We start from the raw sequence: 14,074 nt of genomic DNA on the forward strand, positions 1-14,074 counted from the left end.
CGAAAAGGCGCGAAAAGCTCATCATGGCGTGGCTTTTAGCGGATGGCGCGGCAGGAATAAAGCGCGGATTTCAAGGCATGAGGCCGCTTTCGCGACCTACATCGTGAAATTGAAGCGGTAAGTGGTCGAGACACCGAAGGTCCACTGGTTGCGGTCGCCCCGTTCCTTGACCAGGCTGGAATCGGCAGCCGGCCCCATCAGGCGCGAATATTCGGTGAAGACGCTCGCCGTCATCGGCTCGGTCACCTTCCAGGTGATCGCGCCGCCGAGACCTGTCGACTTCACACCGCCGCCCGGATGGTACTCGCTCAAGCCCGAAGCCGCCGCTTCCTTGGCATTGACGCCGTAATAGGCGTCGAAATAGTCCGACGAGGCGAAGGAAACGCGCGGACCGCCGGAGATGCGAACGGTCGGCGTGATGTCGTAGAAGGCGTCGGCCGCGATATCGGCGACGAAGCCGTTGTGGGAGCGTATGCCATGCCGCAACTCGGCCCGCGCGCGCAGCCAGTCCAGCGGATAAAATTCGAAGAAGCCGCCCACCTCGCCGCCGAAGCGCACCGGATCGAGCCCCTTGAGCTCATCCTTGCTCTCGCGCGAGAATATGAATTTGCCGGTCAAGCCGGCGCGAACGGAACCGTCATCGATCAGCGCCAGCGAGATGTTGTCGTTGCGCGAGGTGAAACGCGCCTCCGGACCGACCTTGCCGAGCGAAATGATCGGCTGGGCGCTGAGCATGTATTTCTTGCCGCCCTCGAAATTCGGCGCGACCAGCGCTGTGGCGCCGAGCGTCAGATACCAGTCGCCGGATATCCAGCTGCCCTCGCCCGCCTGGGCGACGGGCGCGGTGGACAGGCCCATGGCAACGGCCAGCGGAATCGTCCCGACAATACGCATCGTCACCCCTTACGCGAAACGCGCCGGTAGCACCACCTGCCAGCACTCAAGCCATGCCGTGCGTTCGGTAAAATTTGACTTAAAGTCGTAACGTCGGAACCAGCGGAATCGACGGCGAATTAGGCGACACGCCGGGTGCGGCGAGACGTCTCTATCAGATCGCAGGCCGCTTCCAGTCCGCCGGTAAGCGGATTTGATGCCCCGTAGGCAAGAGCCGCCTTGTGCCATTGCGCGGGGACCGCCGGGTTGCCGGCCTTCAGGATTGCCTGCCGCCAGATTTCAGGATCGTCGCGGTTGGCCACAACCAGCCCCGCTCCGCTGGCTTCGACATATTTTGCATATCCGCAGGCGTCCGATGCGATGACGGGCAAGCCGTTTGCGAGTGCCTCGAGGATCACCGTGCCTGTATTTTCAAGACGAGCCGGATGCAGCATGAAATCGCTTGCAACCACAATCGCCGGAATGTCTTCCTGGATGCCCAGCAGGGTAACCCGTTCCGACATGCCGGATTTGGCAATCAGGGCGCGAAGTCGCGTTTCCTCCTCGCTGCCTTTTCGAAGACCGGCGATCAGCCAATGGATATCCGGGAACGGCTGAAGGCCCTTTACCGCCCGGTCGAGACCCTTCACCTTCAATCTGTTGGCGATGGTCAAGGCAATGACGGATTTGCGGGGAAGCCCAAAACGATCGCGGATCTCATTGCGGTCGACAGTGAGCAGTTCCGGTCTGCGGCGTTTCGGATCGAGCGTCGGGCCGACGACGTGAATGCGCGATTCCTCGGTTCGCCAGAAGTCTCGGTAAAGCGCTGCCTGGTTTTCGCTGAGCGCAATGATCTGCACGGTGTTGCCAGGGGCAAAGATCATCGATTCGAGGTTCTGCTGGCGCATGAAGCGGGGCGAAAACGGCCGCCACCATCCGAGCTTCGACACAAAATAGGGCGGATCGCCGGCATAGTAGATGTCCAGACCCGCCATCTTGTTGAAACCGACCACGCAGTCGAAGTCGCGCCTGGCCGTCAGCACCGACCTTCCCAGCGCATATTCGGTGCCCGGATTGGAGAGAACCCTTGCCGGCTGGATTTTTATCGTAGCCGAACTCTCGACATGACCCACCTGGCGCGTCGTCAGGATCGTCACGCTGTGGCCGCGCCCGACCAATCGATCGCTGATATTGAGACAATCCCTCTGCAGACCCCCATTCATGAAGAGGGTAGAGATTGCGCAGCAGATTCTCATCGCGTTTTCCGGAGCGCCACCCCACCCCCAGGTCAGATCGGAGAGAGACCCCGGGTGCGCCATTCAAACAAACACGCCGGGCGCTCAAATGTTGGTCGTGTTGAAAAGACGCATATGCTGTATATAGCCCGTTATCAAGAGACCTGGATGCTGTTGCATTCGAGCTTTTTCAAAAAACTCAATTGGAGCGCGCATGAAAATTCCACGGGGCGATCATGGCTGCCACGCCGGGTCCGACTGAAAGCGGCGGCCGTGCCAAAGGCCCTGCGCGAATATGACTTGCGGCAATGGCTGAGGCTGCAGCCGCTGCTGCATGCCGTCAAGAGTGCCCGTTACCGGAAAATCGACCGGAGGTTTCTGCGTCAGCCGCTCAAGAATGGCGACATCCAAGGGATCCGTGCCGCCGCCCGCGATCGGTGTGTCCTGATTACCGTCGCTTTCGGCGATGCTCAGTGCCTGGAATTGCAGTTGCGGCTGACGAGACGATTCGTTCGCCATGATCTCCACATCGTTGCCGACAACAGCATCAGCGAAGCTTCCGCACGCGACAACAGGCAGGTATGCGCAACCCATGGCGCCGCGCATGTCAGGCTGCCGACCAATCCGTGGACCGCAAGAAGCCCGAGCCGGTCCCATGGCGCGGCGCTCAACTGGATGTGGCACAATATTCTGAAGCCTGCCGCGCCGACCGCGTTCGGATTCCTGGACCAGGATCTTTTCCCGACGCAGCCATGCGACCCTTTCGAGCCTCTTGAAGTTGCGCCGTTTCACGGCGACCTCCGCAGGGCAGGCTCGCGATGGTATTTGTGGGCTGGCTATTGCTTCTTCCGATTCGACGCCGTCGGCCGCAAGCCTCTCGATTTCGGGCTCGACTGGTTCGCCGGCCTCGACACCGGCGGAGCCAACTGGGAGGCGCTCTATCGGTATGTGGATCCGAGCACAGTTCCGCAACGGCCGATAACCGCATTCGCGGCCTTGCCTGGGGTTGAGCTCAGACGGGCCTATTGCGAATGGCGGGGAAGCTGGCTTCATGAAGTCGGCCTCGATGGCGACCTCTCGTTGAAGGCGAAAAAGCGTGAGGCGGTGCTGCGGCTGCTCGCGCCCGCACTTGAGGTCCCGCTCGGATCGGCGCGACAAGGAAATTGACGGTCGACAGACCGAGGAAACTTTGGAATTGGAATTTTGAAGCCAGGCTGCCGACATCCGAGAATTCAACGGCCATTCGGTCGCGACCAATCATCGCAAGGAAAGTTCCATTGCCGATAGTAAGCGTCATCATTCCGGTGCGAGACGGCGCGCAATATGTCGGCGAGGCCCTGCAAAGCATCCTGGACCAGGATCTGGCGGATATCGAAATCATCGTTGTCGACGACGGATCTTGCGACGACAGCGCCGCGATCGCGACATCGATCGGCAACCGTGATGGCCGCGTCAAAGTTGTCGCCAACCACGGCAAGGGGATCGTCGATGCGCTGAACATGGGGATTTCGCTCGCGCGGGCCCCTCTTGCCGCGCGCATGGATTGCGACGATATCTCGCTGTCCGACAGGTTGCGCCTGCAGGTGGCGTGTTTCCAGGCCGACGCCGATTTGCAGTTGCTCGGCACGGCGGGATTGCAGGTCGACCGGGACGGAAACCCGTTGGGGCCGATAGACGTTCCGGCCGGCAACGACCAGTTGCGGGACGCGCTTGCCAGGTACAATCCGATGCTTCATCCGACGGTGATGTTCCGGACCGAGGCCGTCCGGCGCGCGGGAGGCTACCGTCGGGCGTTCACCTATGCGGAGGACTACGATCTTTGGCTGCGGCTTTCCGAGACCGGAAAACTGGCCAACATGGATGCGCGGCTCGTGAAGCTGAGATCGCATCCGGGACAGGTATCGCGCATGAAGCAGGACCAGCAGAAGGCTGCCGCGGCATTGGCCAGGCAGTCGGCGCTGCTGCGTCGCAATCGCACCGAGCCGTTCGACGCCAACAGCCAACCCGCGCAGGCCATCGCGAGCTTTCTGGCATCGCGCGCCGCCACAGGGGCCGGCATCTCCAGCCTGGAAAGACGCGACATCGAGTTGCTGTTGCGAACCGCGGGCATACCCATGGCGGTCACTTGCAAGCTGCTGTTCCTGGCGGCTGTCGGCGCCCCTTCCTTCAGGACGCTTGCGCTGGGACCTCGACTGGCCTGGCGCAGGATGATCGCGCGCCCTGCAAGAATTCGGCCCAGCTGATGCGGCTTGTCGTCGATCTCTCGAGCATGGTGCGCTGGCTCGGCCCCCCGGTCGGCCTGGTCCGCGTGCAACGCCACTACGCAGCCGCGGCGGCCGCATTCAAGGCCTCCGAGGTGGCATTCACGGTGTTCGACCCGATCGAGCGGGTGCTTAGACAGGTTTCGCCGACCATGGCGGCGGAGATCATCGCCGGCAACATTTCGTGCGACATGAGCTTTTACCCGGACCCTGCCCGCTTCAAGACGCGGTTTTACGATCGCTGGCCGAACTGGGCCCGGCGGTCGCTGATGGCGATCATCAGACCGCGCCGGATCCTGATAATGGAAATCGGCGCGTTCGGCCGACGCAATCCCGGCAGCCCTTTGCATCGTTTCCTCGAGCGGATCGAAAACCGGCTGATGAAGGAAACCGAGCGGCGGCAAGTCGCTGGCGTGGGCGGTTCACGCGCCCGGATCGTCCCGCTCAGGACCGTGGCCGGCAACAAATACGACCTTTCGCCCGGCGACCATCTGCTCTTGATGAACAACGACTGGGCGCACACCGATATCGAGGTCATTTCGCGTGAGGCGCGCTTGGCCGGCGCAAAGCTGATCGTGCTGTTGAACGACATCATTCCGATCCAGTTTCCCGAATGGTACAAGCCGCACGACGTCAAGAGATTCACGGATTATGTGGATCTGGCGATGAGGCTGGCAGACCGTTTCATCCTGACTTCGAGGCGCGTCACCACCGATGTCGTGGAATATGCCGCCAAGCGCGGCATCCACCTGCCGCAGCTGGAGCATGTCCCTCTCGGCTGCGACAGTGCCCGCAAATCGAAGGCGGACGGCCGCCTGCCGGATGGGCTCGAGACGGATCGCTACGTCCTCTTCGTTTCCACCATCGAACCGCGCAAGAACCACTCGCTGCTCATGGATGTCTGGACGCGCCTCGTCCTGGACGGAACAGTCGCGCGTAGCGGCATGAAGCTGCTTTTCGTCGGCCGCAGCGGCTGGATGGTCGACGGCATCCTGGCCAAGCTTCACGGCCATCCTGCCTACGGCAAGAGCCTCGTTCATCTCGACAACGTCGATGATGGTACGCTGTCCCTTCTTTACCGCAACAGCGCGTTCTGCGTGTACCCGTCGCTCTATGAGGGATATGGGCTGCCGCCTGTCGAGGCGCTGGCCTACGGCAAGGCGCTGATCGCCTCGACGGGCGGAGCCATCGCCGAAGTGGTCGGTTCGTCGGGACTCTGCCTCGATCCGCTCGACGTCGAAGCATGGGAAAACGCGATGCGGGAGTGGATCAGTTCGCCCGCGGCCCGTGCTCCGTACGAGGCGAAGGCCGCATATTTCGTGGCGCGAAGCTGGGGGCAGGCCGGCCGGGAGACGCTGGAGGCGACGCTGGCACCCTTCCCTGACGAAATCCAAACGCCGCAACGTTGAAATCGCTGTATGCCAGCCGATCGCGGTCATCCGGCCGACGCCGGCGAGTCGGTTCGTCGGCAAATGGCGGGCTGACGAAGGCGGCGCTTCGCTGGTGCCGCGCTGCTCGCTGGACGCTCAAGTTCATCGGGACTACCTTCCTTTCACCCGCAAGCGGCGCGGCGACATCGGAGGGAAAAGATCATGACTTTGCAAGGCGATGCTCTGAAAGACGCGATCGGCCAGACGCGGGACAAATGGGGATGGTTTGTGGCGCTCGGCGTGTTGCTGCTGATCTTCGGCGGCATCGCTTTCGGCAATCTGTTCATCGCCACCGTCGCTTCCGTCTATGTCGTCGGCTGGCTGATGCTGATGGCAGGTGTCATCGAGATCATCCACGCCTTCGGGGTCAAGACCTGGGGACGTTTCTTCTACTGGCTGCTGAGCGGCCTGCTCTACGCCGTTGCCGGCTTCTTCGCCTTCGACAACCCGTTGCTTGCCTCGGCGGTGCTGACGCTGCTATTGGCCATCGCGCTCGTCGCTTCGGGGCTTTTGCGGTCCTGGGTGGCCTTCAATCATCGGCCACAGCAAGGCTGGGGATGGCTGCTGGCCGCCGGCATCATCACCATTGTGCTCGGCCTGATGATTGCCATGGGCTGGCCGGTGAACAGCCTTTGGGTGCTGGGCCTCTTCCTGGCGATCGATCTAGTGTTCCAGGGATGGAGCTTCATCGCCATCGGGCTGGCGCTGAAGCGGTAGCAGCAAGCGGCGATCCAGGGTGTGTTGAGATTCAGGTCAGGCCGAGCCGAGAACGGCGGTTTCCGAGAACCGGAGCGGAGCGTACTTCTCGTACGTGAGCACCGGAAGCGCAGGAAACCGTCGTTCGCAGGCCGGCATCACCTGAATATCAACGCAGCCTAGAACGCGATTTCGGCGTCCAGTTGCGAAAGCGGGCGCACGCCCTTGAGCAGCGCCCTCGCCTCTGCCTCGTCCTTTTTCATCTGTGCTACCAGCGCATCGAGGCCGTCGAATTTGAGCTCCGGCCGCAGGAAGCCGAAGAACGACACCTGGCAGGTCTCGCCATAAAGATCGCCGGAAAAATCGAAGACGTAGGTTTCGAGCAGCGGCGCGCCATTGTCGTCGACGGTGGGACGCCGGCCGAAGCTGGCGACACCGTCATGAAGCGCGCCGTCGGCGCGACGGAAGCGGACGGCATAAATCCCCTCCTTCAAGGCCGCTTCCGGCGAAAGCCGCATATTGGCGGTCGGGAAGCCGAGGGTGCGGCCAAGCCGCTGACCGCCGATCACTTCGGTCTCGATGGTGAAACGGTAGCCGAGCAGGCCGGCGGCCTCCTCCACCTTGCCTTCGGCGAGCAGGTCCCGGATGCGGCTCGACGAAACCACCTCCGCGCCTTCATCGCGGAAGGCGTCGACCAGCGTCACGCCGAAGCCGTGCCGTTCGCCAGCCGCCATCAGAAAGGCCGGCCCGCCCTGGCGGTCCTTGCCGAAATGGAAGTCGAAACCGGTGACGGCGTGGCGGATGCCGAGGTTCTTCTCCAGCACATCGGTCACGAAAGCCTCAGGCGAGAGCGAGGCAAAATCGCGCGTGAACGGCTGCTCGACCAAAGCGGCAAAGCCAAGTCCGGCGAGCAGCCGCGCCTTCATCGGCGGCGGCGTCAGCACGAAGAGTGGCACCTGTGGCCGGAACACCTTGCGCGGATGCGGCTCGAAGGTGAGCACCAAAGCGGGCACGCCATTGCGGGTTGCTTCGCTCAGCGCGCGCTCCAGGACGGACTGATGGCCGCGATGGACACCGTCGAAATTACCGATCGCCACGACGCCGCCACGCAGATGCGCGGGCAGCGGCGCGACCGCCGAAAGACGTTGGAAGGCTTGGTTCATGTCGAGGCGCCCGTCATGGCGACACCACCAACCTATTGCAGACGCGCAATGACGGCGGCCGGCCGGTAGCCGTGCTTTTCAAGGAAGCCGGCCAGCCTTTCAGGATCGGGGCGGAGCGGATCGCCATAGTCGCGAGCGTGGATGCCGCCCGAAACATAGAGCACGTCAAAGCCGTTGTCGGCCGCGCCCTTGACGTCGGTCATCATGCCGTCGCCGATGGCGAGGACCTCGCTGCGCTCGACGGCGCGGCCAAGAAGGCCGGCGACCTCCTTCATGGCGACATCATAGATCGGCGCGAAGGGCTTGCCGGCAATCAACGTACGGCCACCCAGCTGCGCGTAATCTCGCGCGAGCGCGCCGGCGCACCAGATGGTGCGCTCGCCGCGCTCCACCAAGATATCCGGATTGGCGCAAATGAACGGCAGATTGCGGGCACGCAGCCGCCGCAGCAGCTCCGCATAGTCGGCGGGCTTCTCGACCTCGTCGTCATAGAGGCCCGTGCAGACGATGCCCGAGGCCTCGAATTCCTCGACGAGATCGACGTCGAGCCCATCATAAAGGGTGAAATCGCGCTCGGGACCGATGTGAAAGATCTTCGTCGGTCCTTCTGCGATCAGGTCGCGGGTCACATCGCCTGATGTGACGACGTGGTCAAAGGCGTCGGCGGGTACCCCGATGACCTTCATCTGGGCGACGACATCGGCGCTGCGGCGCGGCGAATTGGTGATGAGCACGACCGGCACATTCGCCGCGCGCGCCCTTGCAAGCGCCGCGGCAGCGGCCGGAAAGTGCCATTCGCCATTGTGCACGACGCCCCATACGTCGCACAGTATGGCGGCGTAGCGCCCTGCAAGATCATCGAGCGAAGCGATAATGTCAGGCGAATCCGCCATGCCGTGTCCCTGATTTCGATCCTGACAAGACCGCGACAGCCATTCTTCAGTTCAGAGGACGCCACGGCCGGTCCCGCATAACCGAAGCGCTTCATCCTGTCACCAGCTTTCCGGCATCGGCCTTCGACGGCGCGTCGGTGCACAGGGTTAATGCCCAGTCAAACGACCGTGCGATCTTGACGCTTCGAGGGAGCTAAAATTTAACGATTCATGGATCATGCTAAACGAGAAACTATAGGATCCTGGCGGGGGCTAAGGGCATTGATCCGCAAATTCCTACGCGACAGACGAGGCAACTATGCCTTGATGACGGCCGTCACCATGATACCGCTGATGGGCGGGGTGGCGCTTGCGGTCGACTATACCGAGCTCATAAGAGAGCGGCAGGAGACGCTGAACGCGCTGGACGCCGCCGGCATCGCGACGGCACAGCATATCGTCGCCGGCGCCACCGACGCCGAAGCCAAGGCCTATGCCAAGACATTTTTCGAGGCCAATCTGAGGCACGTCCTTCCGGCGAACACCACGCTGACGGTCACCTTGCCCAACAACAATGCGGGCGGCGGCACGCTGGTGCTCGAAGCCGCCCTGAAGTACCAACCTTACTTCCTGCCGGCCGCGGTCGCATTGCTTGGCGGAACGCCGGGCCAGACGAACGTCAACTTCTCGGCCAGATCTGAAATTCGCCTTAAGAACACGCTGGAAGTGTCGCTGGTGCTCGACAATTCTGGCTCGATGGCCGAACTCGGCCACGGCTCGAATCAAGTACGTTTCGACCTTCTGAAGAGTGCCGCCAAGCAGCTTGTCGACCAGTTGTCGGGGCAAGCGCAGCTGATGAAGCAGATTTCCAAGCCGGTTCAGTTCAGCCTAGTTCCGTTCGCCGCCTCGGTGAATATAGGCCCGGCCAACTCGACGGCGGCGTGGATGGATCAGGATGGCATCTCGCCCATCCAGCACGAGAATTTCGACTGGACGACGATGACCCAGGGGAATTCGCCCTGGCCCCAGAGATATGTCGAGAAGGTCGGCAGCATCTGGTATGCGCGGGGCACCGATTGGGATCCCACCCAAAAAGACAAGCCGCTGACGCGCTTCTCGCTCTACAAATGGATGCAGCGAATTTCGGCTTGCACCAAAGATTCGAACAATGTTTGCACGTCCAATATAACCTACGCGCCGATCGCGAGCTGGAGCGGCTGCGTCGAGTCGCGCCCCTATCCGTACAATATCCAGGATACGGCCGCCTCGACCTCCACACCGGCGACGCTGTTCGTGCCGATGTTCGCGCCTGACGAGACCGACTATACCGACGGCTACTCCCGGCCTGCAAACAACAACTGGCATCTCGACGTGACGTCCAGCAGCGACAGCCCGACACCGACGCGCCAAAAATACATGCCGAAATATTTCAACTACGGCAACAAGGTCACCCCCGCCTACGGCAACAATGCCGGCCCGAACACCAGTTGCAGCACGACCGCGATCACGCCGCTGACCGATGTCTCCACCTCTGCCGGCGCCACCACGGTCAAGAACGCGATCGACGCCATGGTCGATGTCGGCGCCACCAACGTGCCGGAAGGTATGGCCTGGGGCTGGCGGACGCTTTCCAGCACCGCGCCCTTCACCGAGGGACGCCCGGAAACACAAAAAGGCAACGACAAGGTTCTGATTGTGCTGACCGACGGGGCCAATACCTATTACACGCCGGATTCGGTGAGTGCCCAGTCGTACTCCGGCACCTACTACAGGAGCGGCGGCAACGATCTTTCCGGCAACAAGGCCATCTATTCCGCGCTTGGATATCTTGCCTACGGCAGCCAGACCAAGCCGTTCGGAAGCACCTACACCTATGGCCGGCCATTCCTCGGCACCAGCATCAACGTCAGCAAGAGCGATTATTCGAACGCCAACTACACCAAGGCCATGAGCGAGCATCTGGCAACGCTATGCGACAACGCCAAGGCGGCCAACATCGTCGTTATGACCATCGCCCTCGATCTCGATTCAACCAACACGGCCGAAGCGGCGCAGATGGCAGCGCTGAAGACCTGCTCGTCGGATTCGCGCTACGCTAAGGATCCAGCGGACCCGACCGGCAAGACGCCGAAGAAACTGTTCTGGAACTCGACCGGCGCCACGCTGTCGGACGACTTCAAGGCGATCGGCAACGAATTGTCGAACCTGCGCATCGTCAGCTAATCTGCTCGGACAAGCGATCGACGACGCCCGTCGTAAAGCGGGCGCTTCCATCGTGCAGCGCACCATCGGAAATGATTTGGTTAGCGGCTGGTGAAGTCGCCGTTAAGCAATCGAGCGGTTTGCCAAACCGGTCCTTCAGCGTTTTGTGGAAATGTCGCCCGACAGAGAATCCGCCGGCGGGGGGCCGCTCGAGAAAAATGCGCAAATTCTGGCATCAATTCTGCCGTGACCGCCGCGGCAACTATGCGCTCATGACCGCAATCGCCATGGTGCCGCTGATGGGAGCAGTGGCGATGGCCGTCGATTTCAGCGAGCTCAACCGCCAGAAGCAGATGGTGCTCAACGCGCTCGACGCCGCCAATTTCGCCGCGGCGCGGCGGCTTGCCGAAGGCGCCACGGATGACCAGATCAGAGCCTATGCGGTCGACTTCTTCAACGCCAATTTGAACAACATCGACCCCGCCGACATCTCGCTCAACATCACGCTGCCCACCAGCCAGACAGGCGGCGGTCTGCTCACGATGAGCGCGACGCTGAACTACCACCCTTATTTCTACCCGTCCTCCTCGCTGCTCGTCGGCGCATCCACGGTCGATGCGAACAAGTCGATCAACCTTGCCATGGACTCCCAGGTGCGGCTGAAGAACACGCTGGAAGTGGCGATGGTGCTCGACAATTCAGGCTCCATGACAACGCCCGGCACAGGCACGGGACAGAAGCGCATCGACCTGCTCAAGCAGGCGGCCAAGCAGCTCGTCGACACGCTGGGGCAGCAGGCGGCGCAGATCAAGCAGATCGACAAGCCGGTCCAGTTCAGCCTCGTGCCGTTCGCGGCGTCGGTCAATGTCGGGCCGAACAACGACAACGCCTCCTGGATGGACACCTATGGGCTGTCGCCAATCGCCAACGAGAATTTCGATTGGTCGACGCTGAACGCTCCCGCCAAATACGCCCAGAAAATCAACGGCATCTGGTATAAAAAGGGCACCGGCTGGGGCGCGGAGGAAGGGCAGATACTAACCCGTTTCGAGCTCTATCGGGATATGAAGGTCGTCACCAGCCACGAACGCATCGCCGGCAGCAAGCGCGTCGTCTGCGACGAATATCGCGACAACCATACCTGCGAGCGCAGCCACAACGAATATGACTACAACGACACCTATGGCCCGTTCGCCAGTTGGCAGGGTTGCGTGGAAGTGCGGCCCTATCCCTACAATGTCAACGACACGCCGGCCTCCGGCGGGCCTAACAACACGGGTATCGGGATCGGCGATCCGGCGACCATGTTCGTGCCGATGTTCGCGCCCGACGAGCCCGGCAACCATTGGTATGTCACACAGGATCCTGACGAACCGAGGCCGGTGACCTATGGCGCCGCCAACAGCTGGTGGAACGACGATCCGTCGAGCACCACCGGCAAGACCAGGCAGTCCAATATGGCCAAATACTTCATGCCACGGCCGATCAATGCTCCGGTATTGAGCTCGGGCGCCGGGCCGAATTACAGCTGCACCACCACACCGATCACGCCGCTCACCGACGTCACCCAAACAAATGGGCTCGCGGCCATCAAGGCGGCGATCGACCTGATGCAGCCCAACGGCAACACCAATGTGCCCGAAGGCATGGCCTGGGGCTGGCGCACGGTTTCGAGCGCCGAACCCTTCACCGAAGGCCGTCCGGAATCCGAGCGCGGCAACGACAAGGTCGTCATCGTGCTCACCGACGGCGAGAACACCTATTCGACGGTCAGTTCCGATCCGGCCGGCAACAAGTCGACCTATGCCGCCTACGGCTATACCGGCGTCGGCTATAACGGCACATCGATCACCCGCCTGTTCGGCGGCACGTCGAGCGCCATCGGCCAGTTCAACTATTCGTCGAGCAACTACACCGCGGCGATGAACGAGCAGCTGGCGAAGCTGTGCGACAATGCCAAGGCGGCCAACATCATGGTGATGACGGTGGCGCTCGACATGTCGTCTATCAGTTCAAGCGACCAGAAGGCGATGGCCGCGCTGAAGGCCTGCTCTTCCGATTCCCGCTTCCGCAAGGATCCGACCGACCCTAGTAAACCGGCCAAGCTGTTCTGGAACGCCACCGGCGCAACGCTCTCCGACAACTTCAAGGAGATTGCCAACGAGCTGTCCAATTTGCGCGTGGTTGGGTAAGGGGGGCCGGCGCTGAGCTGCCAATCTCCCCCTTTGCGGGGGAGATGCCTGGCAAGGCAGAGGGGGTGTGAAGGAACGCCATCCCTTGTCAAATCGGCCACTGCTTAGACGATATGAAATTGTTGACGCCGGCGGGACAGCACCCCCCTCTGCCTTGTCAGGCATCTCCCCCGCAAGGGGGGAGATTGGCAGCTTCGCCGATTTCGCCAATTGTCCGCGCTGGCGCAAAAGCTCCCGCAATCATGCTCTTGCGAACGGCGAGGCGCGTGATGACTGTTACGCCGCCACCGGAGACTCCGATGCCCGACGCCGCCAATTATCTCACTTTCGCGCTGATCTGCCTCGGCATGGTGCTCACGCCTGGGCCAAACATGCTCTACCTGATCTCGCGCTCGCTGTCGCAAGGGCCGAAAGCCGGGCTGATCTCGCTCGGCGGCGTGGCGCTGGGCTTCCTGTTTTATGTGGTCTCGGCAGCCTTCGGCATCACGGCGCTCATCTTCGCCGTGCCATACGCTTACGACGCGCTTCGCTTCGCCGGCGCGCTCTATCTGTTGTGGCTCGCCTGGCAGGCGCTGAAGCCCGGCGGGCGCTCGCCCTTCCAGGTCCGCGAGTTGCCGAGGGACAGGCCGCGCAAGCTCTTCGTCATGGGGCTGATGACCAACCTGCTCAATCCGAAAGTGGCTGTGCTCTACCTGTCGCTGCTGCCGCAGTTCATCAATCCGGCCAAGGGCCATGTTCTGTCGCAGCTTCTGGTGCTCGGCGTGACGCAGATCTCGATCAGCCTCACCGTCAACGCCATCATTGCGGTGACGGCCGGCTCGATCGCGAATTTCCTCGCCGGACGGCCGTTCTGGCTGGTCGTGCAGCGCTGGATGATGGGCACGGTGCTGACCGCCCTGGCCTTGAAGATGGCGACCGAGGCGCAGCGCTAGGGCACATTGATATTCAGGTGAGACCGGCCTGCGAATGACGGCTGTCTGCGCTTCCGGTTCTCACGTACAGCAGTACGCTCCGCTCCGGCCTTCGCCGGCCGAAGCCCTCATAAGTGTCTTTGCCCTATGAAGGCTACGGCCGGCGTAGGCCGGTTCTCGAAAGCCATCATTCTCGACCCCGCCTGACCTGAATCTCAACGCACCCCAAGGGCGAGCCA

General features: G+C 62.0%; 11 protein-coding genes. 7 read left to right on the forward strand and 4 right to left on the reverse strand.

Annotation, left to right across the window (positions count from 1 at the left end; all coding sequences use genetic code 11):
• Positions 1-96: 96 nt before the first annotated feature.
• Together CK219_RS16935 and CK219_RS16940 are read right to left on the reverse strand one after the other, a co-directional pair.
• A complete protein-coding gene (locus CK219_RS16935; protein ID WP_095767864.1) occupies positions 97-894 on the reverse strand; it encodes a MipA/OmpV family protein in 798 nt (265 codons plus the stop codon).
• A 119-nt stretch (positions 895-1,013) separates the two neighbouring features.
• The gene (locus CK219_RS16940) at positions 1,014-2,192 is read right to left on the reverse strand and encodes a glycosyltransferase family 4 protein (protein WP_095767865.1); all 1,179 of its coding nucleotides are present in this window, start codon (positions 2,190-2,192) and stop codon (positions 1,014-1,016) included.
• Positions 2,193-2,276: 84 nt separating this feature from the next.
• Here CK219_RS16940 and CK219_RS16945 point away from each other — a divergent pair, with 84 nt between their 5' ends.
• The 4 genes from CK219_RS16945 (at position 2,277) to CK219_RS16960 (ending at position 6,516) form a co-directional block, all read left to right on the forward strand.
• On the forward strand, positions 2,277-3,275 hold the full coding sequence (locus tag CK219_RS16945) for a hypothetical protein (RefSeq protein ID WP_141245364.1): 999 nt from the start codon (positions 2,277-2,279) through the stop codon (positions 3,273-3,275).
• A gap of 110 nt (positions 3,276-3,385) precedes the next feature.
• Positions 3,386-4,351 (forward strand): glycosyltransferase, encoded by a 966-nt coding sequence (locus tag CK219_RS16950; protein WP_176477040.1) that lies wholly within the window; start codon positions 3,386-3,388, stop codon positions 4,349-4,351.
• Positions 4,351-5,778, forward strand: a complete 1,428-nt coding sequence (locus tag CK219_RS16955) for a glycosyltransferase family 1 protein (protein WP_095767868.1) — start codon at positions 4,351-4,353, stop codon at positions 5,776-5,778. The genes CK219_RS16950 and CK219_RS16955 overlap by 1 nt, the downstream gene beginning before the upstream one ends.
• Positions 5,779-5,961: 183 nt before the next feature.
• Positions 5,962-6,516, forward strand: coding sequence for an HdeD family acid-resistance protein (locus tag CK219_RS16960; protein WP_095767869.1), 555 nt, complete (start codon positions 5,962-5,964; stop codon positions 6,514-6,516).
• Between the two features lie 158 nt (positions 6,517-6,674).
• Here the strand turns inward: CK219_RS16960 and CK219_RS16965 are convergent, their stop codons facing one another.
• Entirely contained in the window at positions 6,675-7,658 is a 984-nt protein-coding gene (locus CK219_RS16965; protein WP_095767870.1) for a bifunctional riboflavin kinase/FAD synthetase, read from the reverse strand.
• Between the two features lie 32 nt (positions 7,659-7,690).
• Positions 7,691-8,551 carry a TIGR01459 family HAD-type hydrolase gene (locus tag CK219_RS16970; protein ID WP_095767871.1) on the reverse strand — a complete coding sequence of 287 codons (861 nt, stop codon included), beginning with the start codon at positions 8,549-8,551 and terminating at the stop codon, positions 7,691-7,693.
• Positions 8,552-8,761: 210 nt separating this feature from the next.
• Here CK219_RS16970 and CK219_RS16975 point away from each other — a divergent pair, with 210 nt between their 5' ends.
• The 3 genes from CK219_RS16975 (at position 8,762) to CK219_RS16985 (ending at position 13,856) form a co-directional block, all read left to right on the forward strand.
• Complete coding sequence (locus CK219_RS16975; protein WP_280950907.1) at positions 8,762-10,753, forward strand: pilus assembly protein; 1,992 nt, start codon at positions 8,762-8,764, stop codon at positions 10,751-10,753.
• A 197-nt stretch (positions 10,754-10,950) separates the two neighbouring features.
• Positions 10,951-12,924 carry a pilus assembly protein gene (locus CK219_RS16980; protein WP_176477041.1) on the forward strand — a complete coding sequence of 658 codons (1,974 nt, stop codon included), beginning with the start codon at positions 10,951-10,953 and terminating at the stop codon, positions 12,922-12,924.
• 299 nt (positions 12,925-13,223) lie between these two features.
• Positions 13,224-13,856 carry a LysE family translocator gene (locus tag CK219_RS16985; RefSeq protein WP_095767873.1) on the forward strand — a complete coding sequence of 211 codons (633 nt, stop codon included), beginning with the start codon at positions 13,224-13,226 and terminating at the stop codon, positions 13,854-13,856.
• The last annotated feature ends 218 nt before the right edge of the window (positions 13,857-14,074 follow it).

This window comes from Mesorhizobium sp. WSM4313, from assembly GCF_002294725.1.
Classification (GTDB): Bacteria; Pseudomonadota; Alphaproteobacteria; order Rhizobiales; family Rhizobiaceae; genus Mesorhizobium.

Excerpts from the sequence above, each read along its gene's own strand:
- CK219_RS16945 (WP_141245364.1), top strand. The coding sequence starts at position 2,277 with ATGCTGTTGCATTCGAGCTTTTTCAAAAAACTCAATTGGAGCGCGCAT.
- CK219_RS16985 (WP_095767873.1), top strand. The coding sequence starts at position 13,224 with ATGCCCGACGCCGCCAATTATCTCACTTTCGCGCTGATCTGCCTCGGC.
- CK219_RS16935 (WP_095767864.1), bottom strand. The coding sequence starts at position 894 with ATGCGTATTGTCGGGACGATTCCGCTGGCCGTTGCCATGGGCCTGTCC.
- CK219_RS16940 (WP_095767865.1), bottom strand. The coding sequence starts at position 2,192 with ATGGCGCACCCGGGGTCTCTCTCCGATCTGACCTGGGGGTGGGGTGGC.
- CK219_RS16965 (WP_095767870.1), bottom strand. The coding sequence starts at position 7,658 with ATGAACCAAGCCTTCCAACGTCTTTCGGCGGTCGCGCCGCTGCCCGCG.
- CK219_RS16970 (WP_095767871.1), bottom strand. The coding sequence starts at position 8,551 with ATGGCGGATTCGCCTGACATTATCGCTTCGCTCGATGATCTTGCAGGG.
- CK219_RS16955 (WP_095767868.1), top strand. The coding sequence starts at position 4,351 with ATGCGGCTTGTCGTCGATCTCTCGAGCATGGTGCGCTGGCTCGGCCCC.
- CK219_RS16975 (WP_280950907.1), top strand. The coding sequence starts at position 8,762 with ATGGATCATGCTAAACGAGAAACTATAGGATCCTGGCGGGGGCTAAGG.
- CK219_RS16960 (WP_095767869.1), top strand. The coding sequence starts at position 5,962 with ATGACTTTGCAAGGCGATGCTCTGAAAGACGCGATCGGCCAGACGCGG.
- CK219_RS16980 (WP_176477041.1), top strand. The coding sequence starts at position 10,951 with ATGCGCAAATTCTGGCATCAATTCTGCCGTGACCGCCGCGGCAACTAT.